A 25,221-nucleotide genomic window follows, 5' to 3' on the forward strand; every position below is an offset into this window, starting at 1 on the left:
TTTTACAGTTTTATGCACCAGAATGTATTTGCTGCCTTCCAGTTAAAGATTCTGTCTGAAATATTGTTGATAAGAAGCTGACGTATTTTATCTACGCCTGCTGAAGAAATTTCTGAAGCCAGTTCTTTTCCGTAAAGAGAGTTTTCTGAATCAAGCCATAAGTTTGCTTCGGCCGGGCTGATGCGTCGTTTTTCTATAAGACATTCTTCTTTCAGACTGAATTTGAATCCGGCTTCTGATAATGATTGTTTTATGAAATTGCAGTCCCAGGAGTATATCTGTGTTTTTTCTGAACTGTAGAATTTTCTGTCAAAGGCCTGCATGTTTTTTAGAAGCTCCAGCGTCTGTGTATCTGTATCTTTTGTAACAATCTGTTCTATTATGAGGTCACTGAGTTTCTGACTGTCACAGGGAATTCTCTGGCTTAAGAGAATGCGTGCGTCTTCAGAAAAGAGAGGGGCATTTTCTTTTAATACTTTAATGCAGCGGAATATGTCTTCTTTTGCAGCAAAGCAGTCCCGTAAAAAAACTCTGTCAAAGACTGCGTCGTTAAATTGGGCCACAGTTCTTGCAAAATTGTTTTCAGAAAAAATATTCCCGGAAGACAGTACGAATTTTGTTTTATCCAGATCGTCCAGGGTGTTCTGATAGGTCTTCAGTATTTCAATTCCTTTTTTTGTCCTGCATACACCATAGGTTGCACCTTCAGGTGTTTTTCTGCAAAGGTCAAAGATAAGCAGGGCATCATCTGCATTCCATACCAGAACGCGGCTGTGCCTGTAGATTTCAGACATTGATAAAAGGGTTGTTTTTATTTTTTCAAGAAGTTCGGCTCTGTTTGAGTCAAGTCTGCTTCTCCAGCTTCTTTCTGCCTTATCAAGAAGGGCATTTTTCTGCCTGTCCTGGGGAGTGAATGTTAGGTTTTCTTCCTTTGGCTTGAACCAGCTCTGATGCTGATCAATCCACCACTGGCTTAAAGGTTCAGCGCAGCTTTTGGCAGTTGCAGAGCGTTGAGGTGAATTTTTGTTGTATTCCGAAGTATAAAAGTTTTCCGGATGATTTTTGATTTCTTCTTCCAGAAGACTGGCAATTTGAAGTTCCCTTCTGTTGAGAACTTCATCTCTTATTTTTGCTTCATATCCTTGTGTTGAAGGATTGTAAAATATTTTTCCCGTCAGGTTTCCCGGAAGGTACTGTTGTGCTACCCAGTGATCTCTGTAGGCGTGCGGATACATATACCCGCTTCCATGTCCGAAGCCTTCTGCGTCCCTGCTGGAATCTTTTAAGTGATTAGGCACATCGGCATCCTGGGTTTCTACAGAGTGCAGTGCATCAAAAAAAGCCATGCTGGAATTTGATTTTGGTGCTGTAGAAAGATAGAGCGCTGCATGAGCAAGAAAATATCTTCCTTCTGGAAGACCGACTCTGTCAAAGGCTCTGGCACAACTTTCTACTATTGAAATTGCATTAGGATCTGCAAGTCCTGTGTCCTCACAGGCAGAGATGAGCATGCGCCTGAATATAAAATGAGGGTCTTCTCCTGCCTTTACCATTCTTGCCAGCCAGTAGCAGGCTGCATCAGGATCCCTTCCTCTCAAACTTTTTATGAAGGCACTGATTATGTCGTAATGATAGTCTCCGTCTCTGTCATAGAGAACAGCTTTTTTCTGAATAGATTCTTCTGCTGTTTCACGGCTGATGAAAATTTTTTCTCCAGCTTCAGGCGGCCACTTTTCCGGTGTGGTTTCTACTGCCAGTTCAAGTGCATTTAAAAGAGAGCGGCAGTCTCCGTTTGCTGTTTCTACAAGATGTTCCAGTGCTCCGTCTTCAAACTGAACGTCATATTTTCCGTAGCCTCGTTCCTTATTTGAGAGAGCCTGCCGTGCGGCTTTTAGAAGATCTTCTTTTGTAAGCGGCTTAAGCTGAAATACACGGCTTCTTGAAACCAGCGCCTTGTTTACTTCAAAGAACGGGTTTTCTGTTGTTGCACCGATTAGAATTATGGTTCCGTTTTCTACCCATGGAAGAAGGGCATCCTGCTGGCTTTTATTCCATCTGTGAACTTCATCTACAAAGAGAATTGTTTTTCTGCCGTACAGTTTTTTCTGCTGTTCTGCATTTTTTATGGATTCCCGAATGTCTGCAACTCCTGTAAGAACTGCATTAAGGGTTATAAAGGCTGAACTTGTGTGGTTTGCAATAACTCTTGCAAGAGTGGTTTTTCCTGTTCCCGGCGGGCCGTAAAAAATAACGGAGGTAAGCTGGTCTGCTGCTATTGCCCTGCGTAAAAGACGGCCTTTCCCTACAATATGATCCTGTCCGACATATTCATCAAGAGTCACAGGCCGCATTCTGGCAGCCAGTGGTTCATGAGAATAATCTTTTTCCGCAGAATCAAAAAGGTCGCTCATTATATAAAGCTGCTGTCTGATCAGTTTCCGTTGGAAGAATTATCAGAAGTTCCGTCACGGTTCCAGGTTCCTCTGTTTTTATAATATGCGTAAAGACCTGTATCTTCCCAGTTGTCGGATGAACCTGAAATTGAACCGTAAATAACGGATGCTACATATTCATCATCATCGCCTTCTGCTGCTGAAGGATCGAGGGCAAAAACACTCATTCCGTATTCTGTGATGATTGAATCACCATTGTTGCTGAAGGATGCGGAAGAAGTATAAGGAATATTATCCAGTGAAGTGGATGAACCTGTGCTTGAAAGTACAACTCTGGAAAGTCCTGAGGTTGTTCCTAAAAGCAGGTAATTGCTTGTAACTGCAATTGAAATGATTCCGCCTGCATTGCATGAAGTTGAGGATGCTGCTTCTGAATCAAGAAGGAATCCTTCAGCGGATGAGCGGGTATAATAGGTTTTGCCGGAGGCCTTTTCTGTATCAGAGGTCAGTACATAGTTGTCATCAGAATCTTTTTCATACCAGCCTGCAGCAGAAGGATCTGTTACGCTGGAATCAGAAGCTGATGAATATGTATAGTATGTACCGTAGCCGTTTGCCCTGAAAATTGAAGAACCTGTGGTCATTGCTCCTGAACTGCTGTATGTGGTTGTGTAGTACATGTATTCATCATTTGCAGTCAGTGAATAGTATTTGCTGAAGTAAGTATTTCCGTCTTTAGGGAAGTAAACTGCCGTTACAGTATCGGTACTGAGACCGGTTGATTCATCGGTAAGTTCTTCCGGGGCAGAAGAACCGTTAAGCTTATATATTTTGTAGGTTGAGTTTTCAGAATCATAAGCCCTCAGGTAGGCAATTCTGTTTGCGGCATCAACGGCATTGTTCATGAAGAGCTTGATTGGAGTGATTGTGTCATCAAGTGTTATTTCCGTCCATTCAATTCCATCAGAGAAATCCGTATCTGTTGTAGTGAATATCTGTCTGTTCTTAATGCTGTTGTATCCGGAAGAGTTTTCATACCAGGTGTGCATGGTTATGTAAAGGTTCGTGCTGTCTGAAACTGCATAATAACACTGTCCTGCTATGTAGTCGACTTTTTCTGTTGCAGGAAGCTGGGCTTTGTTCCATTGTCTGTTGTAAAGGCCTGTTGTATTTGAAGATTCGTTAGTCTTGTAGTAAAGCTGTCCTGTAGGGAACAGAAGATAATCTGCGTAACGGGAAATTGCTGCGGCTCCGTTGATTCCGTTTGACTCAAGTTTTACTTCATTGTTAATTGATTCAAAAAGGTTGTCATGGCATGCAGAAAAAAGAACTGCTGCAGCTGATAATGTCAGTAATGTTTTTATTCCTTTATACATTCTTTCTTCCTTATTATTAGAAATAGTAGCGGGCTACGGCTGAGATTGTTGCAAACTGTCCGAAATAATTTTCTCCTGTTCCGTACAGTTCACAGAACTGAGGCATAAAAATATAGGATGCTTCTAAACCGGCAGACCAGTCCTGGTTAAAGCGGTAGTGTACTCCGATTTCAGGTTTGATTATGAGTCCCGGAAAGTAGTTGTCGTTATTGTAAGATTCCCATGCAAAACCGATGTTGAGGGTGAGCGGGAATTCAAGTTTGTTCCATGTTGGCTGGTACATTGCAGAAAAAAGAATTGGTACATAATTGAATATGTGGCTTCCGATTGTAGGATTAAATCCAAAGGAAACGTCAAAACCAAGGGCAAAGTCCTTTGCAATGAAACGGTGGTACCCGAGACTTCCCATTCCTCCAAGGCTCAGCTGAGTTCCGTCCGTTTCAAACAGGGAAGGTATGTCAGGAAAATTGAGGGGAAATACAAGTCCCAGAGCAAGCCTGATGTTCTGGTCACCGGCTTTGTTTTCAATATGCTGCGGTTCAAAATAGATGGTGTCATCTTCGGTTGTCTGTGCTGCAGCAGAAAAGGTCAGGGCAAGCAAAAGGCATGCTGTCGTGAATAAACGTTTCATAATTCCTCTCTTGAATGTATGAGCCAAAATACTTTATATGGCAATTTATGTTGTTTTTCTATAATATATCAACTGTAATTTCTATAGAAACGGCATAATCATACATTTTATTGTTTTCAGTTTCAATATTATAGAAAATTTAACACAGGGGAAGGTTACATTATGAGCGCTGTTATTATTGACGGAAAGGCTGTTGCCGCAAAAGTAAAGAGTGATGTTGCTGCTAAAGTTGCATCGCTGAATGAAAAAGGAATCCGTCCGTGTCTTGCCGTAGTTCTTGTGGGAGATAATCCTGCAAGTGTAAGTTATGTTACCGGTAAGCGGAAAGCTCTTGCAGAAGCCGGCATGGTTGACCGCAGCGTAATTCTTCCGGCAGAAACTTCAGAGGAAGAGGTGCTCAGGCTTATAGATGAACTTAATAAAGATCCTGAAGTTCACGGAATTCTTGTTCAGCTTCCACTTCCGAAGCATATTGATGAAAAGAAAGTTACAAATGCAATACTTCCTGAAAAAGATGTAGACGGTTTTCATCCGGTTAATGTGGGAAAACTTGTTACCGGAGAAGACGGTTTTCTGCCGTGTACTCCAAACGGAATAACTGTTCTTTTAAAGGAAGCAGGAATTGAAACTTCAGGAAAAAAATGCGTCGTAATCGGAAGAAGCAATATAGTCGGCAAGCCTATGGCACTTTTAATGCTTCGTAAAGAATTTAATGCAACGGTAACTGTATGTCATACCGGAACAAAAAATATCGCGGAATTTACAAAAGATGCAGACATTGTCATTGCAGCAAGCGGTCATCCTTCTACTTTAACTGCAGACATGATAAAAGATGGAGCTGTTGTAATTGATGTAGGCGTAAACAGAATTCCTGACAGTTCTAAAAAAAGCGGTTTCCGTCTTGTAGGAGATGTAGATTTTGAAGGAATAAAAGAAAAAGCTTCCTTTATCACGCCGGTTCCAGGTGGAGTTGGTCCTATGACCATTGCAATGCTTATTTACAATACACTCCAGGCTGCGGAGAATACTTTAAAATGATAGACATTCAGAATACGCCTGATAACAGGGAAGTTCCTCTTGAAAAAGTTGGAGTTAAGAACTTAAAGTACCCGGTTAAAGTTCTGGATAAAGTAAACCGGACTCAGGCCACTACTGCAGAAGTAAATCTTTTTGTAAATCTTCCTCATGATTATAAGGGAACTCACATGAGCCGCTTTGTGGATATTTTTCACAAACATCATCAGGATCTCGGCATGAAGCAGTTTCTTGTGATGCTTGAGGAAATCAGGGCGTCTTTAGAAGCACAGCAGGCTTTTGGCAGCATGAAGTTTCCTTTTTTTATGGAAAAGACTGCACCTGTAAGCAGGGAAAAAAGTATCATGAGTTATACCTGTACTTATGAAGGGGAAGTAAGAAGTGACGGCAGCCATGATTTCTTTGTAAAGATTGAAGTTCCGGTTACGACGGTATGTCCCTGCTCAAAAGCAATAAGTGCGTACGGGGCACACAATCAGAGGGGTACTGTTACAGTACGTCTTGAAAACTCAAGTCTTTTCTGGATTGAAGACGTCATTGAACTTGTAGAGAACTGTGCTTCTTCAGGTTTGTACAGTCTGTTAAAACGGCCGGACGAAAAATACGTTACCGAGCATGCTTATGACAATCCTCGTTTTGTGGAAGACGTGGTCAGGGAAGTTTATGTTGCATTGAAGAAATTTGATAAAAGTGAAAAACCTTTTTCTTATTTCAGCATTGAATGTGAAAACTATGAAAGCATTCACAATCACAATGCTTATGCAACTGCTACTTACAAAGCTTAGCTGCCAGTGCATTACAGCATTTGACGCCATCCATTGCAGAACTGACGATTCCGCCTGCGTAGCCTGAGCCTTCTCCTGCAGGATAAAGGCTTTCTATGCAGACAGATTCGCAGGTTTCTTTATCACGAAGAATTCTTACAGGGGTACTTGTACGGGTTTCAGAAGCAATGAGCAGCGCACAGTCACACAGGTAGCCCTTCATTTTTTTATTGAATACCGGAAATGCTTCCTTAAGTCTTTTAGAAATATGAGCAGGAAGCCACTGATCCAGCCTGCTTGAAATTACTCCCGGTGCATAGCTTGATGCTGGAAGTTTTTCAGAAAGTTTTCCTTCCATAAAGTCTGTCATTATTTGTGCAGGGGCTTTCTGACCCTGTGCATTTTTGAATGTAAGTTCTTCAAGCCAGGTACGCCATAAAAGTCCTGCAAGAGCCGGGCATCCTTTTTCTTCTGCCTGTTTCTTAAATTCTGCAGGAATGTCTTCAGGTCTGATTTCTACAACAATGGCTGCATTGCTCCATTTACTGTTTCGTTTTGCAGCACTCATTCCGTTTACGACAATCTGATTCTGTCCGCTGGCGCTTGGTACGACAAATCCGCCTGGACACATGCAGAAACTGTATACGCCTCTGTCTTCTGCCTGTGTTACAAGGGAATATTCTGCTGCTCCGAAATTTTCAGGCTTAGTTCCGTGAAACTGAATTGCATCTATAAGTTCTCTCGGATGTTCAACCCTGACTCCGGCTGCAAATGTTTTTGCTTCAAGTGATTCCGGAGCTGCTTCTGCCATCATCTGGTAAATATCTGATGCAGAGTGTCCTGTTGCCAGAAGGCAGGCATCTGCCCTGAATATTTTTTCTTCTCCTGTTTTTACGTTTACGGTTTTTACAGCTGAAAACTTTTTAGAAGAACTTTCTGTCATTATGGCAACGGCTTTTGTATCAAAATGAAATTCTCCTCCGCATTCAATTATGAAGTTTCTCATGTTGTTGATAATTGCAGGGAGTCTGTCCGTTCCTATGTGAGGATGTGCATCGGTGATAATTTTTTTATCTGCACCGAAATGAGCGAATATTTTTAATATAAGAGGAATGTTACCGCGCTTGTTGCTTCTGGTGTATAATTTTCCATCTGAAAATGTACCGGCACCGCCTTCTCCGAAACAATAGTTTGAGTTGTCGTCAACAATATTTTTCGTACTTATGGCAGCAATGTCCCTTTTACGTTCTGAAGTTGAGCTTCCGCGTTCAAGAATCACAGGTTTTATTCCATGCTCAAGAAGAGTGAGGGCACCGAAAAGTCCTGCAGGTCCTGAACCGATAATTACCACTGAGGTTTTTCCGTCAGTCTTTTTCCAGTCAGGAAGTGAATTAAGTTCATCTTCCGGTTTTTCTCCGATGTATACTTTATAGCGCAGGTAGAGTTTTATTTTTGAGTGGCGGGCATCGATTGATTTCTTAATGAATACACTGGTTATATCATTTTTTTGTGCATTGATGCCGGCTTTTTTTAATTCTTTTTGAATTGCTGAATTAATTATGCTCTGATTTGTTTCCTGCTCAGGAAGCAGACATATTGAAATTTCTTTAACCATTAGAAAAATCCTCTTTCTGTAAGCCAGGTTTTAAGGTCTTCATTCCATCTGAATGTTTTCATGAATTTGTTGTTCAGCATGCCGAAGCCGTGTCCGCCCCAGGGATAGGTTTTAAAAAAATAATCTGTATTTTTTTCTTCAAGGGCTTTTGCAAGACGGACTGAGTTTTCGTAAATGACAACAGGATCATCTTCGCAGGCTACAAGGTATGTCGGAATCATGTCGTCAGGAACATTTTTTTCAAGAGAAAGAGAGTCCATTTCTTCCTGAGAAGGATTTTTTCCGAGAAGACTTTTTCTTGACCAGGCATGTCCTATGTCTTTATCCATTGTAACTACCGGGTATACTGGAATGGTTATATCCGGTCTGAGGCTTACGTTAGTTTTTATTCCAAGTTTTGCAAGATGGTTTATTCTGCTGCCGAATTCTCCTGCCCAGCATACGAGATGTCCTCCTGCAGAAAATCCGATGGCCGCAACTTTATCCGGACTGATTTTAAACTTTTCTGATGATTCCCTGATAATCTGAACGGCTCTCTGAAAGTCTTCCATCATGGCAGGATAGTGCCAGTTGTTTTTTGCGACACGGTACCACAGTACAAATGCGGCGGTTTTATTTGAGTTGAACCATTTTGCCGTGGAGTAGCTTTCTGTAATGATTCCAAGATGATCGTAACTTCCTCCCGCACAGATGATGGCAGCGCTTCCGTTACAGTCTTCAGGAATCCATGCTTCCATTATTACGCGGCAGTGCTTCATGGAAGGAACATCCTGCCAGATATTGATTACTTCTTTTTTTACTTTTTCTGTGTGGGCAGAAAAAAGAAATACTGAAAAAAACAGTGAAAGAAGAATTTTAGTTCTGTTTGTTTTTATCTGCATAAGGATCTTCCTCTTTTGCTTTATCCAGTATTTGTTTTATGTCTTCTGTTATGCGTCTGGCGGCAATCTGCTCTTCAAGTCCGCTGTATTTGTCTATGCTGACTGTTTCCAGAACTTTTATTGTATAAACCAGCTTGCTGTCCGGCAGAAAACTGAAGTACGGGTCATGTTTTCCAAGGCCGTATTTATCAGTTCCCCCGATATAAACCGGAAGAATGTTTTTTTTGCTTTTGTATGCAATGTGCCCGGCTCCGCGTTTATAGGAATTTGTACCGTGGCGGGGAGTTCTTGTTCCTTCAGGGAATATGATCAGGTTTGTTCCGTCTGAAAGTGATTTGTCTGCAAGAGAAAACATTTCTTCAGAACCGAGTGTGTTAACCAGATACAGATATTTGATTACAAATACAAAGGGCGTGTGTACGAGACTTCCCCGGACTATGCAGTCTGCGTTACGTATCAAAGAAATAAGGATTACTACATCCAGAAGGGAAGGGTGGTTTGCAACAACTATTGTAGATTTTAAATTCTTCAGAGTGTCTTTTCCTTCTACATGAAGTTCCATCAGCTGAAGGAGACGGAGCATGAAAGTAAAGTGCCGGAATGTCATGCTTATAAAACTTTGTGCCCGTCTTTTAAATATTTTTTTGTTCCAGGAGATAAGAAAAATCAGGGGAAAAACTATAGAGCCAAGAATCATTCCGCCTATTGTAAAATAAATAATGGCAGTACATTTTCCTAAACACCTGTAAAAGTGCAGGAGTAAGTTCTTAGGCTTTGGAAGTTCACTGTGGTCATATTTAGGATCAATGGTTTTCATTTTAATTTTTCCAGAATTTCCTCAGGAGAGAGAGCCTTTAATTCCTTGAGTTCGAGAGGCTTCCATCCTTCTTTTTTTTCTGAAGAAGCAATTACTGCAAAAGCCATTGCCCTGTTGTCTTCAGGTCTGAGGGAACCGTATTCTTCCTGAATGTATTCATCTCCGTAAGCAATGAGCATTTCTTTTTCGTCTTTACAGATAACCGGTGCAAGTGCTGCCTGGAGTGCCTGATAAAGGTTTCCTTTTGAAGGAAATATTACTGAGTATCCGCTTTTTAAGGAGCAGGCCAGGGTTGCCTGTGCAATCGGGGTATTGAACACTGACAGGGAAAAGCCTGCCGGAAGAATTTCTTCATCGTTGATGAGCTGCTCGTTTATGGAGAATTCCCGTCCGATGTCTCCCCGCTTTGAGATAAAGACCTGCTTTGCGTTTTTTATTCCTGTAGTTTCTGTTACGTCATGAACAACCTGAACTATCATTTTTGTAAGCTGACTGAGCCTTCTTCTGAACAGCGGCGTCGTAAATTCAAGTTTAGGAGAAGACTCTGGCTGTGACGGATCCGGAATATAAAATTCAGGCTTAGAAAAATAGAGAATCATTTTTTCTTGTTGAATACCAGCAGTGAATAGCAGTTTGATCCGAGATTGTGGTGTGCGGTCTTCAATTCAAGTCCGGATTCTTCAATTGCGTCTACCAGTTCCTGGAAACGGTACATTTTTGAGTTTCCGTTTGCCATGCAGGTAAAATAGAGGGAAGTTGCCTGAAGGGAATATGAGCTTGCCGTAAAGTGCTGTTTGTCCCATAAAGGTTCAAGTACGTAAACGTTTGTATTCTCGTCAGCTGCTTCATATACTTTTTTTGCAATTTTAGAAATCTGGTGAAGGGAGAAGCAGTCAAGAAACTGACTCATCCATACGGCATCAGGTTTTGAAGGAAGCTTTGTTTCTTCCCTGAGAATGTTTCCTGCGCAGGTAGAGATTCTGTCTGCAAAACCGGCTGCGGCTGCATTTTTTTCTGCAACTGCGGTCTGTCCCGGAAGATCAACGATTGTTACGTGAACATCGCTGTCGAATTTGCAGGAAGCTATTGCCCACTTTGCAGTGTTGCCTCCGATATCAATGAGGTGCTTCGGTTTTTTTGCATATACGATAGGAAGTGCTTCCGGAAATGCTATGTCTGAATAAAAATGATCAAAATCAAACCAGGATTTTTTTGCACGTTCCGGCAGTGTCGATAAAGCTTCATAAATAGTTGTCCACTGAGTTCCGAAAACTTTGAGACCTTCAGGCTTTGAATTCTTTATTGAATCAAGAAGGTCCCAGGCTCCCTGATAGCAGATGTCATTTGTAAAATTAAAGTTTGCTTTTGTAAGATCGTCTTCAAGAAGCATCCATCCTGTCTTTCCGAGAACGAATTTTTCATTATGGAAATCAGTTGTATCTTTACTGAATTTAAGTACGTCCATTCCCAGTGCCATTTCGCAGAGAACGCCTACGCCGTATTCACTGATTTTTGATTTTTCTGCAAGCTGTGTGCGGGAAATTCCTTCATCTCCTGCGTCTTCAATCATCTGAAGAAGTCCTGTTTCGATAAGTGCACGTACAGCCTGAAAAGTAAGGGGGCTGAATGCGATTTTCTGTGCTTCGAATTTTGCATCTACAGCGCGAATCTTGTCATTTTTAAAAGTGTCATCGTTATATAAAGCTTTATCCATAGTTCTATGATTCTATCGGATGATTGATTTACTTTCAATAATAAGGGCGTTATATTGCATTAAACCGTCTGTTTAGTTATACTCAAAACATTATGGACGAATTAAAACAGCAGATAAAGGAAGTAATTATTGATTCTCTGGATCTTGAAGATGTAAAGCCGGAAGATATCATTGATTCAGAACCATTGTTCGGTTCTGGACTGGGACTTGATTCTATTGATGCTCTTGAACTTGGTGTAGCTCTTAAGAAGAAGTTTGGCGTAAAGTTCTCTTCGGAAAGTGCAGATAATAAAAAACATTTTGCTTCTGTAAATGCACTGGCAGAATACATTTCTGCAGAAAAAGCTAAGGCGTAAGGATTGTTTTATGACTCATGACGAATTGTTTTCAAAAGTTAAGGAAATTCTTGTAAAGGATTTTGAAATTGATGAAGCAGATGTTGTTCCTGAAGCACATCTTGTTAATGATCTTGATCTGGATTCCATTGATTTTATTGATCTTGTTGTAAAAACAAAGGAATTTATTCCTGGAAGAATTGATCCTGAGATTTTTAAATCTGTCCGCACTGTAGAAGATGCAGTAACGACACTTCTTCCTTATACGGAGCAGTAAAAAGAATCCGGCGGCCGCTGTTTATGAAATTATTTTTCAAGATTTTATTTTATGTAACTGCGGCTTTGTATCCGGTTCTTATTTTTACTTTTCTTGTTATTTTAAAATTGCCGGTGCGAATTCTGTCACTTTGTATTGTGGGACTTGCACTGGCATTTTTTATTGCACTTACAGGAAAACGCAGTGATAAAAAAAAGTCATCCATGAGCTGGAAACCGATGGTATCTGCCTTACTGTTCATGACTGCCGGAATAGTCTGTTTTTTAACTAATCAGACGGTTTTTTTAAAGCTGTATTCTGTAGTGATATCAGCAATGCTGCTGATTGTTTTTTCAAGCACACTGTTCTTTGGTCCCAACATCATATTCAGATTTGCACTGATGGGAAGAAAGCCTGTAAAAAATACTGTGTGTGAAAAAATGGTGGAAGCCTACTGTAAAAAAGTTTGTATAGTATGGTGCTTTTTTTTCATTATTAATGGAAGCATTTCTGTATGTACGGCTTTTTCTCAGAAACTTTTCGGTCTGACTCCGGCTCAGGCTGATGCTTTGTGGTCTGTATACAACGGTGGAATTTTTTATGTGTTGATGGGAATTCTTTTTACCGTGGAATATATTATCAGAAAAATGGTGGATAAAAAAATGCCTGAATCGTTTGCTTTTACAAAATTTAAGAGTTCTTCACGTCCTGATGATTTTATTCTCTGTTATGAAGATAAATATTCTTCAGGCAGTTATAAAACGTGGAAAGATTTTCTTATAGAAACTTCCCGCATGAGGAACTTCCTTACTTCAGAAAAAAATAAGAGGGTTTCTGAATGGATCCTTCACTGTGAAGATTACTGGTATTTTCTTGTGACGTTTGCTTCTCTTTTACAGTGTAAAAAAACTGTTCACCTTACTCAGAATATAACGGAAAGTTTTCTCTGTGAAATAAAAAAAGACGGCTATAATTTTTTAACGGATCAGAATGTTGATGCAAAGTTTAATGCGGATTTTATTCCTGATGTAATTGCAGAAACTGCTGAAAGTGAAGATTTCCGTACAATTCCTTCTATTAACAACGATGATACACAGATTCTCATGTATACTTCAGGTTCTACCGGTAAGCCGAAGGCTGTACATCAGCGCATGACTGAATTTGAGGCAGATAACGCTTTTATCATAAGCAGATGGGCCCGTGATTTTTTAAGCCGCCGTCTTGTAACCACAGTAAGCCAGCATCATATTTACGGCTTTCTTTTTGGAATAAGCCTTCCGTTTTCTCTTGGCGTTCCTTTCAGAAGAAAGAGAATAGAGTTTCCTGAGGAATTTGAAAGTCTGACTGATGATAAATATATCATAATTGCAACGCCTGCATTCCTTAAGAGAACTGTTGAGGTTGAGGAAAAGCTTCCTCTTGATGACTGTTTTATTTTTACATCAGGAGGCGCATGTTCACCGGAACTTTCTAAAAAAACTCTTGAAGTGTTCGGGTTCTGTCCTCTCGAAGTATATGGTTCAACAGAGACTTCCGGAATTGCATACAGGCAGCAGAGTAAGGATGGTTTGTATTTTACTCCTTTTGACAATGCAAAGATATGGAAAGGAGAGGACGGCTGTCTTAGAATTATTTCTCCTTATATAAAAGATCCTGAGGGGTTTGCTACAGCAGATCTTGTTGAGATTTTTGATGACGGCAGATTCCTGCTGAAGGGACGTTCTGATTCAATTGTAAAGATTGAAGAAAAACGCATAAGCATGACTGAGGTTGAAAACCGCATTCTGGAAACAAAACTTGTAAGGGATGTTAAGGTAGTTGCTCTGGAAGACAGACGTCAGTATCTTGCTGCTGCAATTGAATTGAATGATGAAGGAATGAAGAAGTTTGAAGGTCAGAGAAAGCTTGTTCTTAATAATTATTTTCATGATTTTCTTACTAATTATTTTGAAAATGTTGTCATCCCGAAAAAGTGGCGCTTTGTTGAAAAACTTCCTGTAGACGTACAGGGTAAAAAGCATAAGGATGAAATCGTTAAATTATTTGAAAAATCAGAGCAGGACTAATGGAACATCATTCAATAGAAAATGAAAAGGTAAAGTCGCGCACAGAAGATTCTGTAGAACTGGAGTTTTTAATTCCGGCAGAGTGTGATTTTTTTGACGGACACTTTCCTGAGTTTAAGCTTCTTCCGGCTGTAGCTCAGGTTCAGATTGTGACAAGGTTTGCTTCTGAATATTTTAACGTTCCGTGTACTGTCAGCAGGGCAAAGAGATTTAAATTTTTAAGTCCGGTTCTTCCTGACACACAGGTTATTTTGAGTCTCTCTGTAAACAAAGAAAAGAAATCTGTATCATTTTCCCTTGCAAAAAAAGATGGCGGATGTTTTTCTACCGGATCTTATTTTTATGCTGATGCAGAAATGAATAAAAATTAATCACAGGAAAATTTTATGAAATTGTGTTTTGTTGTTCCGGTTTATAATCATGGTTCGACACTGGAGGATGTGGTAAAATCGCTTCTTGTTTTTAACTGTCCTGTAATTGTCGTTGATGACGGTAATGGAGAGCCGGATAAAACTCTGATAAAGAAATGTGCAGAGCTGCATAAAGAAGTGATTCTTGTAAGTTATGAAAAAAACAAAGGAAAAGGTTCTGCTGTTTTTGCAGCTGTAAGGCGTGCACATAAAGAAGGCTTCACTCACATTTTTCAGGTGGATTCTGACGGTCAGCATGATATTGCAAAGTGCCGTGAGTTTATTGAACTTTCAGAAAAAAATCCTGATGCCATAATCTGCGGTTATCCTGAATATGATGAGAGTGTTCCTGCTGCAAGAAAAAACGGACGGGAGTTTTCAAACGGATGGGCAAGAGTTGTAAGCTGGCGTCCTGATATAAAGGATGTGTTATGCGGTTTCAGGCTTTATCCGGTAAAACCTTTTATCAGGGTTTTAAATTTTACTCCTTACATTAATCACCGTATGGGATTTGATGCAGAGATTCTTGTACGCATGCTCTGGATAAATACAGGACTTGTTAATGCAGGAGTTCACGTTACATATCCTAAAGATGGCGTTTCTAATTTTAAAATGGTAAGGGATAATGTTGCCATATCATGTACTTTTGCAAGGCTTTGTGCCGGAATGATTATAAGATCGCCGCTTTTGCTTGTAAGGCTCTTTATACGGAAATTATTTTTAACTGGTAAACGGAATCATTAAAATGCAGGAAGAACACTGGTCTCAAAAAAAAGAAAAGGCTTCTTCCGTACGGCCTGTAAAATTTACAATAATGCTTGTAAAAATTTTTCCTCACTGGCTGCTTGCATTAATAGCATTTATTGTTGGATTTTTTTATTTTATTTTTTCTTCCGGTGCCCGTCGGGATGCAAAGAAGTTTCAGCTTGCAGTAATTGATTTTTGTAAAAAGAATAATATTCCCTGTCCTGTAAAAAAAGTTAATACTTACAGACAGATTCTTTCTTTTGCAATATGTCTTATTGAAAAAATAGAAGGCTGGTGCGGTAAGTCTGATCTCAGTCACGTTGTGTTTCATGAGGATGATGTTGCAGAACTGAAACAGTCTCTGGCTCAGGGTAAAGGCGCCATGCTCATAGGTTCTCATCTTGGAAACATGGAATTATTCCGGAGTCTTGCAATGGAAGGTCAGACCGGTGTGGGCAAGATGGTTGGTGTTACGGCAATTATGGACATGAAGGTGACTTCCAGTTTTAATCAGGCAATGAGTGAATTGAATTCAAAGACTTATATGGATGTGGTCAGTTCGGATTCAATTGGCGTTGATACTGTAGAGGTGTTGCAGAAAAGACTTGAAGATGGCGGGCTTGTGGTTATTGCAGGTGACCGGACTTCTGCAAACAGTCCTCAGCGTAATATCAGGCTTTCGTTTTTAGGAAAAGAAGCTGAGTTTCCATTCGGGAGTTTTTTTCTTGCATCTATTCTGGAAGTTCCTGTGTATTTTGTTTTTGCCCTCAGGGTAAAGGACATAACCTTAAAATCCCGGTATGATATGTATGTAAAAAAATCAACTGTGGATTTTAACTGCAGCCGTAAAGAAAAAAAGCTGCGCATTGAAAAACTCTGTTCTGAGTTTAAATGTGAACTTGAAAAATACAGCTGCCGTCATCCTTATCAATGGTATAATTTTTTTGACTTTTGGAGAAAATCAGATGAAGAAGACTGAAAAGCAGATTGAAGAAGAAGTTGTCTTTAATGTTGAGTTTTACGATGTTGATTCCATGAAAATTGTTTATCACGGAAAATATGTAAAATATATGGAAAAAGCCCGCTGTGCCCTTTTGAATAAAATAGGATATACATATCTTGATATGGACGAAACAGGCTATTCTTTTCCTGTTGTGGATATAAAGTTGAAGTATGTCCGTTCCCTCCGTTTTGGTGACAGGGCCAGGGTAAAGGCAATTCTTCTTGAATACGAAAACTGCCTTAAGATTAAATATGAAATCTATAATGATAAGACCGGTGAATTAACAACCCGCTGTGAAAGTACACAGATGGTTGTAGAAGTTGCAACAGGAGAAACAAAATTTGTCTGTCCTGATGTTTTTATTGAAAGAGTAAGGAAGCTTCTGTAGAATTATATGCCTATGATTAGAAAGATTGTTTTTTGTCTGTCGTTATGTTTTGTAATTGCAGGTTTTAATTCCTGTACTTCATCTAAACTGAATAAGGTTTATGTTACAAACACAAAAAAAGTTCCTTTACTTGCGCCGTCTTCAATGAACGGCAGCGTAGAGTGTTATGAGTATTTCAGCGGTTCTTTCGGGGAGCAGTCTTTTGCAGTAACCTGTTATTTAACTTCCGATAATGAAGGAATGAATATTCTCATGCTGAATGATTTTGGTGTTCAGATGGGAATGATTTATTACGACGGAGAAGCTGCGGGAATTGAATCTTCAATCCTCCCTGATAATTTCAAAAGTGAATATATTCTTCTTGATATTCAGAATGCGTATTATGATGCGGAAGAATTAAAGAATCACTATAAGCAGTATAAACTTGATTTTACTAAGGAAGTTTTATCTGACGGAACAGAGGTTAGAAAAGTTTTCAGTAAAAAAGAGCTCATCGAAGAAATCAGGATTTTTGAAAAAAATATTTCCATAAAAAATTATCTCCGGGGATATTCCTATGAGCTTACTGGAGCAGATGATGAATAAAGTATATCTTTCTGCTCCTGCCCTTATCTGTTCTGCAGGAAATGATGCTGACGAATTCTGGAAGAGAATTGTTTCTGGTAATCGGGACGGAATAAAAGAAACGGAAACCTGTACCGGTAAAAAATTCTATGCTGCAAGAATTGAAGAATCTTTTCTTCCTGAAAAGGCTTCACGCTTTAATATGAAAATTATGCGTATTGAAGATGCTGCACTGGAACAGTTACGCGGTTCTGTAAAAAAAGCAATGGAGCGTTATGGAACTGAGCGGACGGGTGTGTGCGTAGGTTCCTGTGATAATGGAAGTGAGTTTTCCGTTGCTGCCCACAGAGTTTTTTTTAAGGATGGAAAATTTCCGGAAGATTACAGCCTTGAAATGCAGGGGGCTGATTATGTTGCAACCTATGTAAAAGAAAAGTTTGGAGCAGAAGGTCCCTGTCTTGCATTTTCTACTGCATGTTCTTCCAGTGCCGGTGCTGCCGTTAAAGCTGCCCAGCTTATAAAAAGCGGAATCTGTGATGCAGTAATCTGCGGCGGTGTTGATATCGCTTCTGATACTGTGCTTTTAGGTTTTGATTCTCTTGAAGCCGTATCTTCTGAAAGAACGAATCCTTTCAGTAAAAACCGGAGCGGTATTACTCTTGGTGATGGAGCTGCTTTTTTTGTCATGAGCCGTGATAATATTTTTGAAGACGGAATGGGAATATATCTTGCCGGATATGGCGAAAGTGCAGATGCTTACCACATGACAAGTCCGGATCCTTCTGGAGAAGGCGCCTTTATAAGTATGAAGGCTGCTCTGGAAAATGCAGGACTTGAAGAAAAAGATATTGGTTATGTAAATCTTCACGGTACTGGAACTAAATTCAATGATTCAATGGAAGGAAAGGCTGTAGATAAAGTTTTTAACGGCAGAAAAGTTTTGTGCAGTTCGACAAAATCCATAACGGGACATACTTTGGGTGCAGCCGGTTCTCTTGAACTTGCAGCCTGTTATATGACGCTTAAAAATAATTCCGGTAAGAAAAACTGCATCTTGCCCTGTCAGGTCTGGGATGGAGAAAGGGATGAAGATATTCCTGAATTAAATTTTGTAACTGCAGGAAAAGAGTATGTCTTTGATGATGAAATTAAATTCTGCATGTCGAATTCATTTGCATTCGGCGGATCTAATGTTACTTTGATAATAGGAAGGGAATAAAAGAATGACTGATGATGCTTTACCTCAGCAGATGGACAGAAGCATGATAGAAAAACTTCTTCCTCATAAAGGAAAAATGTTTCTGCAGGACAGGATAACTTCTTATGATCCTGAGGCTAATATTATCTGTACTGAATTTGACGTAAAGGAAGACTGTATTTTTTATGACGTGGCTGCAGGTGGAATACCGGGATGGGCTTCATTTGAAATTATGGCTCAGGGAATTTCTGCCCTTGCATCAATAAAGCGTATTCTGCGTCATGATATGACTCCACCTAAATCCGGAGTTGTTTTAAGCGTTACGGATTTTTCAGCAGCACAGTCTGTTTTTAAAAAGGGTGAAGTACTTTATATGACTGTCAGTGAAGACTGCTGTGTTGGAAACGTATATAAATATTTCTGCAGGCTTTATCTTGATAGAGACAAAACTGATTTGAAAATTCAGACAAATATTTCTGTAATGGAAGTTGATGATATCAGAGGAGTATTGGAAAACAATGTGTGATAATAAAATAGAAAACTGCGAACAGAAAAAAATTATTGTTACAGGCGCTTCCGGCGGAATCGGAAGAGCTATTGCCGTTGAATGTGCAAAGGCCGGTTATTATGTTATCTGCCATTATAATCGTGGAAAAGAAAAGGCAGAAGAAACCCTGCGCATTATTTGCGAAAACGGCGGTTGCGGAGAATTGATTCAGTTTGATATTACAAACCGTGAGGACTGTAAGGTTAAACTGGATGAACTTTGTGAAAAACATGGTGCACTCTGGGGCGTTGTAAGCAATGCCGGCGTAAATAAAGACCAGACTTTTGTAGGCTTAAGCGGTGAAGAATGGGACAGTGTAGTTCATACAAATCTGGACAGTTTCTTTAATGTCGTTCAGCCTCTTGCCATGCCAATGTGCCGTAAAAAGAAGGGCCGCATCATAACTATTTCTTCTGTAAGCGGTGTAATCGGTAACAGGGGACAGACAAACTATTCTGCAAGTAAGGCAGGAATTATCGGTGCAACAAAAGCTCTTGCGGTAGAACTTGCAAGCCGTAACATTACAGTTAATGCTGTTGCTCCAGGACTTATAGATACAGACATGATAAAAGATTCTCCGCTGGACATGATTCTCCCGGGAATTCCTATGAAGCGCGTCGGAAAGCCGGAAGAAGTTGCTGCTGCTGTTGTATTTCTGTTAAGTGAAGGTGCCGCTTATATAACCAGACAGGTTATTAATGTAAACGGAGGCATTGCATGACATTTACTCGCCCTGATGGAAAACGTCGTGTTGTTGTTACTGGTGGCGGAATGCTTTCAGCATTAGGTGATGACTGGACTGAAGTTTTTGAAAACCTTAAGGCATTAAAAAATAAAATCATTTATATGAAGGACTGGGATGTTTATGAAGGAATGAATACACGTCTTGCCTGTCCTTATACAAAGGAACTTCCTTCTTTTCCAAGAAAAAAAATCCGCGGTATGGGACGTGTTGCTCTTCTTTCTCTTCTTGCTACTGAAAGAGCATTTGAATGTGCCGGATTAAAAAAAGAAGACGGTGAACTTGTTGAAGAACTTCATAATGGAAGAACGGGAATTGCATACGGAAGCTGTATGGGCAGCATGGATTCCATTCTTGATATGTTCAGCATGATTACCGGAAACGATGTTTCTAAAATTAATTCTCAGACTTACATAAAGTGCATGCCTCAGACATGTGCGGCCAACTTAAGCGTGTATTATGCCCTCAGGGGAAGAATCATTACTACAAATACTGCATGTACTTCAGGCAGTCAGTCCATAGGATATGCTTACGAAGCAATTGCAAACGGCATTCAGGACATTATGGTTGCCGGCGGAGCAGAAGAGCTTATTCCTCCTGATGCAGCAGCTTTTGATGCAATGGGTGCGACGGCATATGATAATGAACACCCTCAGGAAGAACCGAAACCTTTTGATGTAAAACGCGACGGACTTGTAATCGGAGAAGGAGCCGGTTCCCTTATTCTTGAAGATATGGAACATGCAGTTAAACGCGGTGCAAAGATTTATGCGGAAGTTGCCGGATTCGGAACAAACTGTGACGGAACTCATATCACAAATCCAAATGCAGAAACAATGGCTGAAGCTCTCAGACTGGCTATAAAAGATGCAGGAATTTCTTCTGATGATATCGGCTATGTAAATGCTCACGGAACCTCAACAGCTGCGGGAGATATTGCAGAAACTAAGGCTACGTTCAGCGTGTTTAACCGGGCAGTTCCTATAAGTTCCACAAAAAGTTATATAGGTCATACCCTGGGAGCCTGCGGATGTGTAGAAGCCTGGATTACCATAAATATGATGAATGAAGGCTGGTTCCATCCGACGCTGAATCTTTCTGAGGTTGACGGAAACTGCGGAGAACTTGATTATATAAAAGGTGAAGGCCGTCAGATAAAAACTGATTATGTTATGAGCAATAATTTTGCCTTTGGCGGTGTAAATACAAGCCTTATCTTTAAGCGTACGGAATAATTTTAGTTTTGCTTCGGGCAGAACTGGTTTATAAAAAGGAGGAAAATAATTATGAAGGATTTGAACAGGATTAAGGAACTTTGTCCATCTGCTTATGATTTTATCGTGAATAAAGCACAGTCAGCAGAACCGGGAAAGTATGAACTTGAGAACGGTGCATATGTGAGCGTACAGGAATATACGACTAAGGCCCGCATTGATGCAAAGTATGAAGCTCATAAAAAATTTATAGACATTCAGATGGTACTCAGCGGTCAGGAAATTATTGCCGTTGCACCTCTTGATAAAATGACTGTAAAAGATGAATACAACGAAACAAAAGATGTAATGTTCTTTGTTCATAATGATGAATGCACAGACTATCTTCTTCAGTCAGGAGATTTTTTAATTCTTTACCCTCAGGATGTTCACATGCCATGCGTATGTGTAAATGAAAAGTCTCAGGTAAAGAAGGTTGTCGTAAAGGTACCTGTTGCAGGATGAAATTATGCTGTCATTTGAAAGTGATTATATAGAAGGTGCTCATCCCCTTATTCTTGATGCACTTGTAAAAAGCAACATGGAAGCTCTGTCCGGATATGGTGCAGACCGTTTTACAAAGTCTGCAAAGACTAAAATTGCAGAAGCCTGTTCCTGTCCGGATGCTCAGATTGCATTTATAACAGGCGGAACTCAAACAAATCAGATTGTAATTGATACAATGCTCCGTCAGTTTGAAGGTGTAGCTGCTGCTTCTACAGGACATGTCAGCGTTCATGAAGCAGGTGCAATAGAGTATACCGGCCGCAAGGTTCTTACACTTCCGTCTCATAACGGAAAAATGGATGCTGCAGAACTGGATAAATACATAAGTGATTTTTATTCTGACGGAAACTGTGAGCACATGGTTTTTCCGGGAATGGCTTATATTTCTTATCCTACTGAATATGGAACTCTTTATTCAAAGAAAGAGCTTACTGCCCTCAGTGAAGTTTGCCGTAAGTATAAGATTCCGCTTTATATGGACGGAGCCCGTCTGGGGTATGGTCTTATGAGCAGGGAATGTGATCTTACTCTTTCTGATATTGCACGGCTGTGTGATGTTTTTTATATTGGTGGAACTAAAGTAGGTGCGTTATGCGGAGAAGCTGTTGTTTTTACAAAAAATAATATGCCTGCACATTTTGAGCATCTGATAAAAAAACATGGTGCACTCCTTGCAAAAGGCCGTCTTAATGCAATTCAGTTTGATACGCTGTTTACAGATAATCTTTATTTTACACTCGGAAAGAATGCAATTGACCGCGCTGAAGAATTGAAATCTGTTTTTATACAGAAAGGATATAAATTCTTTATTGATTCTCCAACTAACCAGCAGTTTGTAATTCTGGAAAATAAGAAGTTGAAGCAGCTTGCCGAAAATGTAAAATTCAGTTTCTGGGAAAAATATGATGATTCCCATACGGTTGTACGTTTTGCAACAAGCTGGGCGACAACATCAGAAAAAATAAGCGAACTTGAAAAGCTGTTATAATTTGTCTTACAAATGGAATTCAATTATCAAAAGGATTCATTCCAAAATTGCTGTTAAAGCCGGAATTGAAATCATTATTAATTGAATCGTTCCAGCCTGGAGTCATGTGAATGCTGCCGTCTTCAGTGTTCACAGAAAGATCGTTTCCCATGTTCATGAAAAAGTTGCCTTTTGAGTTCATGCCTGTTTTATCACTTATGGGCATTATAAGATCTCCATCGGTCATATCAAAAAACATGCTGCACCTCCATTGTAAATACTAAGCAATTCTTGTGCTTTATATTATAACATGGTATTTTAAATATAGAAATCAAATTACAATAAGGTCACATACCGGAGTCATTTGACTATAGTCCCGCTTTTTGTGGGGCTACAGGAATTATATATGTATGTCACAGAATATTTCAGACGTTTTATTTTTCGTTGTTACAGAAACAGAGTTATAAAAAAACACGAGCTTAATTATTTATTCTGGGAGTGTACGTTACGGTGCAACCTTAACTGTAAACATTGTGGAAGTGACTGCCTTAAAACTTCTGATGTAGAAGATATGCCGCTTGAGGATTTTGTACAGGTGCTTGATGATATTAAGCAGAATAACACTTCAAGGCATCTGACTGTCTGCATTACGGGAGGGGAACCTCTTTTGCGCACTGATCTTGAAGAGGCAGGTAAACAGATTGTAAAGAGGGGATTCAACTGGGGAATCGTTACTAATGCCCTTGCCTTTACACCGGAGCGCTTTGCTTCACTATTAAAAAGCGGAATGACTTCCATAAGTTTTTCTCTTGACGGACTTAAAGAGCAGCATACGGCTCTCAGAAAAAATCCCTGTTCCTTTGAAAGAACAGTAAATGCAATAAAGACGGTCGTAAAGTTTCAGAAAGATAATCCGGGATATTTTGCTTTTGATGTAATTACCTGTGTTCATAAAAATAATCTTGAGGAACTTCCAGCCCTCAGGAATTTTTTGATTGAACTGGGGGTTGAGCGCTGGCGGATATTTTCTATATTTCCGTCAGGTCGTGCTGCAGAAAATAATCTTGCCCTTTCTGGCCGGGAATATGTCCGGCTTATGGAGTTTATAAAAGAAACAAGAAAGTATAAAGATAAAAAAGGAAACGGTATCAGGCTGAATTATGCCTGTGAAGGTTTTCTTGGAAAATATGAACTTAAAGTAAGGGATTATTATTTTTTCTGTCGCGGTGGAATAAATGTCGGCTCCGTTATGTGCGACGGAAATGTAAGCGCGTGTCTTTCTGTACGGGGAAAAGATTTTATTCAGGGTAACATTTATCACAGACCTTTCATGCAGATATGGAATGAAGAATATAAAAATCTTCGGAACAGAAACTGGGCAAAGAAGGGCAGGTGTGCTTTATGTAAAGAATGGAAGAACTGTCTTGGAAACGGTCTTCATCTATATAATTCAATGTCTGAAGAACCTGCACACTGTAACCTTCAGATGCTGGCTGAGATAACTTGAAGTTTTTTATTCATTGTATTAAAATTTTATTAAGAAATCTTTAAGAATAAAATCTGGAGTTTTTATGAAAAACAATATAAATAAAATTACCTGGACATGGAAAAAAATATCCGCTTCGATACTTGCTGTTTTGGGAATCGGTACCCTGACTTCATGTTATGGAGTAGTGGAAAGTTACAATACGGTTTATGGTAAGGTCTCAGGAGATTCGGATGGGGACGGAGTAAATGAGCCTGTCGGTGGAATTAAAATAGACTTTGTTTCTGATAATGAAACAGTTGCTTCTTCCTATTCTTCCATGGATGGTGAGTATTATATTGATATTGATGACAGTTTCAGCTCTAAGGGAAAACTTGTGTTTACTGATGTAGACGGAGAAAAAAACGGAAAGTGGAAGACTTTGGAAAAAGAAATAAATCTTGATACTGACGATATCTGCAAATTTGATGTAACTCTTGATTCCGACGAATAAAAAAAAACTTGCGCGATTTAAATTCCTGCCTTAAAATATCTTTATTGGAAACCGATTTTTAAAAACTGGTTTCCGTATAATTCATTATGTTTTATGAAATTCTTAAGGAGGAATTTAAAACATGAAAAGGTTGGTAGGATTTTTTTTAACTGCTGTGGGTGTTATTGCCCTGCTTGCTTCCTGCAGTCCTGTTGTTGAGGAAGAGGATTCTTATGGAAGCGGACTTTCCCTTCGTTCTGTTTATACTGCTAATACAGAAACTTACACAATGGCTCCGGAAATTTATGATGTTGTCGGTCTTGGCTACAACAATGGAGAAAAAGGTCCTGTAAGCATTACGGAGGGAGTACTTAAAGTTTCGTCTTCATCAGAAAAAGTTTATCTTGTTGCTTTATCCGGAACGGAATTTGTAATGAATCAGTCTACGGGACTTATTACGGATCTTCTTTCTGGCTTTAATCTTAATAGTCCTTATTTAAAAAGGGTTGTCAGCGCTATCTGTAATAATGTGCCGGAAGGTTCAAATCTTATGCTTTCAGGTCACAGTCTTGGAGGAATGATTGCACAGCAGGTTGCGGCAAATAAGGAAATAAAGCAAAAGTATAATGTTCTTTATACTGTTACTTTCGGTTCGCCGCTTCTGTCTGCAGGTTCAAGGGAAGGTACTGTAAAAAGACTGGGGGATACTGCAGATGTAATTCCTTATGCCAGCGGAAGTCTTATTAATAATACTATCTGGGCAATTGCAGGTCTTAACAGGGAATCAGGCGGATATAAGTTTGCATCAGAAGATGCTCATGTTAAAAGTTATGCCAGAACCGACGTATGGGGTGCCTACGATGTAACTGGTACAAAGAATGGAAAAGCTGTGCTTACGGTTGATCTTGATACAAGAAAGTTCTATCAGGCTCCGGTATTTGGAAATTAATTGAAATAAAAAAAATCACCTTGGCTTGCGCCAAGGTGGTCGAGTTTTACTTGCGTAAAACTCGCAGCCTTATATTACAATACTGGTTTCATTGCGGTCCTTTCA

General features: G+C 39.7%; 28 protein-coding genes. 19 read left to right on the forward strand and 9 right to left on the reverse strand.

Going from position 1 to position 25,221, the window contains the following annotated elements:
- Nucleotides 1-2: 2 nt before the first annotated feature.
- Genes HNP77_RS00520 through HNP77_RS00530 form a run of 3 tightly spaced genes read right to left on the reverse strand, consistent with a single transcriptional unit; the run spans nt 3 to nt 4,400 of the window.
- The gene (locus HNP77_RS00520; RefSeq protein ID WP_184651207.1) at nt 3-2,411 is read right to left on the reverse strand and encodes an AAA family ATPase; all 2,409 of its coding nucleotides are present in this window, start codon (nt 2,409-2,411) and stop codon (nt 3-5) included.
- A 20-nt stretch (nt 2,412-2,431) separates the two neighbouring features.
- A complete protein-coding gene (locus HNP77_RS00525) occupies nt 2,432-3,769 on the reverse strand; it encodes a hypothetical protein (protein WP_184651208.1) in 1,338 nt (445 codons plus the stop codon).
- A gap of 16 nt (nt 3,770-3,785) precedes the next feature.
- Nucleotides 3,786-4,400: a TP0733 family outer membrane beta-barrel protein gene (locus HNP77_RS00530; RefSeq protein WP_184651209.1), complete on the reverse strand. Its 615-nt coding sequence runs from the start codon at nt 4,398-4,400 to the stop codon at nt 3,786-3,788.
- A 162-nt stretch (nt 4,401-4,562) separates the two neighbouring features.
- On the opposite strand from HNP77_RS00530, the gene folD reads away from it, so the two are divergent.
- Together folD and folE2 are read left to right on the forward strand one after the other, a co-directional pair.
- A complete protein-coding gene (gene folD, locus HNP77_RS00535; RefSeq protein WP_184651210.1) occupies nt 4,563-5,438 on the forward strand; it encodes a bifunctional methylenetetrahydrofolate dehydrogenase/methenyltetrahydrofolate cyclohydrolase FolD in 876 nt (291 codons plus the stop codon).
- Nucleotides 5,435-6,220 carry a GTP cyclohydrolase FolE2 gene (gene folE2, locus HNP77_RS00540; RefSeq protein WP_184651211.1) on the forward strand — a complete coding sequence of 262 codons (786 nt, stop codon included), beginning with the start codon at nt 5,435-5,437 and terminating at the stop codon, nt 6,218-6,220. The genes folD and folE2 overlap by 4 nt, the downstream gene beginning before the upstream one ends.
- Here folE2 and HNP77_RS00545 read toward each other — a convergent pair.
- Genes HNP77_RS00545 through HNP77_RS00565 form a run of 5 tightly spaced genes read right to left on the reverse strand, consistent with a single transcriptional unit; the run spans nt 6,204 to nt 11,226 of the window.
- On the reverse strand, nt 6,204-7,814 hold the full coding sequence (locus tag HNP77_RS00545; RefSeq protein WP_184651212.1) for an NAD(P)/FAD-dependent oxidoreductase: 1,611 nt from the start codon (nt 7,812-7,814) through the stop codon (nt 6,204-6,206). The two genes, folE2 and HNP77_RS00545, sit on opposite strands and share 17 nt — an antisense overlap.
- Nucleotides 7,814-8,695: an alpha/beta hydrolase gene (locus HNP77_RS00550; protein ID WP_184651213.1), complete on the reverse strand. Its 882-nt coding sequence runs from the start codon at nt 8,693-8,695 to the stop codon at nt 7,814-7,816. The genes HNP77_RS00545 and HNP77_RS00550 overlap by 1 nt, the downstream gene beginning before the upstream one ends.
- Nucleotides 8,670-9,512 carry a lysophospholipid acyltransferase family protein gene (locus HNP77_RS00555; protein WP_184651214.1) on the reverse strand — a complete coding sequence of 281 codons (843 nt, stop codon included), beginning with the start codon at nt 9,510-9,512 and terminating at the stop codon, nt 8,670-8,672. The genes HNP77_RS00550 and HNP77_RS00555 overlap by 26 nt, the downstream gene beginning before the upstream one ends.
- Complete coding sequence (locus tag HNP77_RS00560; protein WP_184651215.1) at nt 9,509-10,111, reverse strand: beta-ketoacyl synthase chain length factor; 603 nt, start codon at nt 10,109-10,111, stop codon at nt 9,509-9,511. The genes HNP77_RS00555 and HNP77_RS00560 overlap by 4 nt, the downstream gene beginning before the upstream one ends.
- Entirely contained in the window at nt 10,108-11,226 is a 1,119-nt protein-coding gene (locus HNP77_RS00565) for a methyltransferase (protein ID WP_184651216.1), read from the reverse strand. Before HNP77_RS00565 ends, HNP77_RS00560 begins: the two co-directional genes overlap by 4 nt.
- 92 nt (nt 11,227-11,318) lie before the next feature.
- Between HNP77_RS00565 and HNP77_RS00570 the strand changes: the two genes are divergently transcribed.
- The 14 genes from HNP77_RS00570 to HNP77_RS00635 are packed head-to-tail and all read left to right on the forward strand — an operon-like array spanning nt 11,319 to nt 22,230.
- Nucleotides 11,319-11,582 carry a phosphopantetheine-binding protein gene (locus HNP77_RS00570; RefSeq protein ID WP_184651217.1) on the forward strand — a complete coding sequence of 88 codons (264 nt, stop codon included), beginning with the start codon at nt 11,319-11,321 and terminating at the stop codon, nt 11,580-11,582.
- Between the two features lie 10 nt (nt 11,583-11,592).
- The gene (locus HNP77_RS00575) at nt 11,593-11,838 is read left to right on the forward strand and encodes an acyl carrier protein (RefSeq protein WP_184651218.1); all 246 of its coding nucleotides are present in this window, start codon (nt 11,593-11,595) and stop codon (nt 11,836-11,838) included.
- 23 nt (nt 11,839-11,861) lie between these two features.
- A complete protein-coding gene (locus HNP77_RS00580; RefSeq protein ID WP_184651219.1) occupies nt 11,862-13,883 on the forward strand; it encodes an AMP-binding protein in 2,022 nt (673 codons plus the stop codon).
- On the forward strand, nt 13,883-14,254 hold the full coding sequence (locus HNP77_RS00585; protein WP_184651220.1) for an ApeI family dehydratase: 372 nt from the start codon (nt 13,883-13,885) through the stop codon (nt 14,252-14,254). Before HNP77_RS00580 ends, HNP77_RS00585 begins: the two co-directional genes overlap by 1 nt.
- A gap of 15 nt (nt 14,255-14,269) precedes the next feature.
- On the forward strand, nt 14,270-15,037 hold the full coding sequence (locus HNP77_RS00590; protein ID WP_184651221.1) for a glycosyltransferase family 2 protein: 768 nt from the start codon (nt 14,270-14,272) through the stop codon (nt 15,035-15,037).
- 1 nt (nt 15,038) lies between these two features.
- Nucleotides 15,039-16,019 carry a lysophospholipid acyltransferase family protein gene (locus HNP77_RS00595; protein ID WP_184651222.1) on the forward strand — a complete coding sequence of 327 codons (981 nt, stop codon included), beginning with the start codon at nt 15,039-15,041 and terminating at the stop codon, nt 16,017-16,019.
- Entirely contained in the window at nt 16,006-16,431 is a 426-nt protein-coding gene (locus tag HNP77_RS00600; RefSeq protein WP_184651223.1) for an acyl-CoA thioesterase, read from the forward strand. Before HNP77_RS00595 ends, HNP77_RS00600 begins: the two co-directional genes overlap by 14 nt.
- Before the next feature lie 12 nt (nt 16,432-16,443).
- Nucleotides 16,444-17,016 (forward strand): DUF3261 domain-containing protein, encoded by a 573-nt coding sequence (locus tag HNP77_RS00605; RefSeq protein ID WP_184651224.1) that lies wholly within the window; start codon nt 16,444-16,446, stop codon nt 17,014-17,016.
- The gene (locus tag HNP77_RS00610) at nt 16,988-18,214 is read left to right on the forward strand and encodes a beta-ketoacyl synthase N-terminal-like domain-containing protein (RefSeq protein ID WP_246428831.1); all 1,227 of its coding nucleotides are present in this window, start codon (nt 16,988-16,990) and stop codon (nt 18,212-18,214) included. The genes HNP77_RS00605 and HNP77_RS00610 overlap by 29 nt, the downstream gene beginning before the upstream one ends.
- A 4-nt stretch (nt 18,215-18,218) precedes the next feature.
- Complete coding sequence (locus HNP77_RS00615; RefSeq protein WP_184651225.1) at nt 18,219-18,719, forward strand: ApeP family dehydratase; 501 nt, start codon at nt 18,219-18,221, stop codon at nt 18,717-18,719.
- The gene (fabG, locus tag HNP77_RS00620; RefSeq protein ID WP_184651226.1) at nt 18,712-19,461 is read left to right on the forward strand and encodes a 3-oxoacyl-ACP reductase FabG; all 750 of its coding nucleotides are present in this window, start codon (nt 18,712-18,714) and stop codon (nt 19,459-19,461) included. The genes HNP77_RS00615 and fabG overlap by 8 nt, the downstream gene beginning before the upstream one ends.
- Entirely contained in the window at nt 19,458-20,717 is a 1,260-nt protein-coding gene (locus tag HNP77_RS00625; RefSeq protein ID WP_184651227.1) for a beta-ketoacyl-ACP synthase, read from the forward strand. Before fabG ends, HNP77_RS00625 begins: the two co-directional genes overlap by 4 nt.
- A gap of 51 nt (nt 20,718-20,768) precedes the next feature.
- Nucleotides 20,769-21,200, forward strand: coding sequence for a NanQ anomerase/TabA/YiaL family protein (locus HNP77_RS00630; RefSeq protein ID WP_184651228.1), 432 nt, complete (start codon nt 20,769-20,771; stop codon nt 21,198-21,200).
- Between the two features lie 4 nt (nt 21,201-21,204).
- A complete protein-coding gene (locus HNP77_RS00635; protein ID WP_184651229.1) occupies nt 21,205-22,230 on the forward strand; it encodes a threonine aldolase family protein in 1,026 nt (341 codons plus the stop codon).
- 19 nt (nt 22,231-22,249) lie between these two features.
- Here HNP77_RS00635 and HNP77_RS00640 read toward each other — a convergent pair whose 3' ends face one another.
- Entirely contained in the window at nt 22,250-22,468 is a 219-nt protein-coding gene (locus HNP77_RS00640; protein WP_184651230.1) for a hypothetical protein, read from the reverse strand.
- A gap of 147 nt (nt 22,469-22,615) precedes the next feature.
- Here HNP77_RS00640 and HNP77_RS00645 point away from each other — a divergent pair, with 147 nt between their 5' ends.
- From HNP77_RS00645 to HNP77_RS00655, 3 genes are all read left to right on the forward strand, one after another.
- Complete coding sequence (locus HNP77_RS00645; protein WP_184651231.1) at nt 22,616-23,716, forward strand: TIGR04133 family radical SAM/SPASM protein; 1,101 nt, start codon at nt 22,616-22,618, stop codon at nt 23,714-23,716.
- Nucleotides 23,717-23,780: 64 nt separating this feature from the next.
- Nucleotides 23,781-24,188, forward strand: a complete 408-nt coding sequence (locus HNP77_RS00650; RefSeq protein WP_184651232.1) for a peptidase associated/transthyretin-like domain-containing protein — start codon at nt 23,781-23,783, stop codon at nt 24,186-24,188.
- A gap of 121 nt (nt 24,189-24,309) precedes the next feature.
- On the forward strand, nt 24,310-25,116 hold the full coding sequence (locus HNP77_RS00655; protein WP_184651233.1) for an alpha/beta hydrolase family protein: 807 nt from the start codon (nt 24,310-24,312) through the stop codon (nt 25,114-25,116).
- Nucleotides 25,117-25,221 lie beyond the last annotated feature (105 nt).

Source organism: Treponema rectale, assembly GCF_014202035.1.
GTDB lineage: Bacteria > Spirochaetota > Spirochaetia > Treponematales > Treponemataceae > Treponema_D > Treponema_D rectale.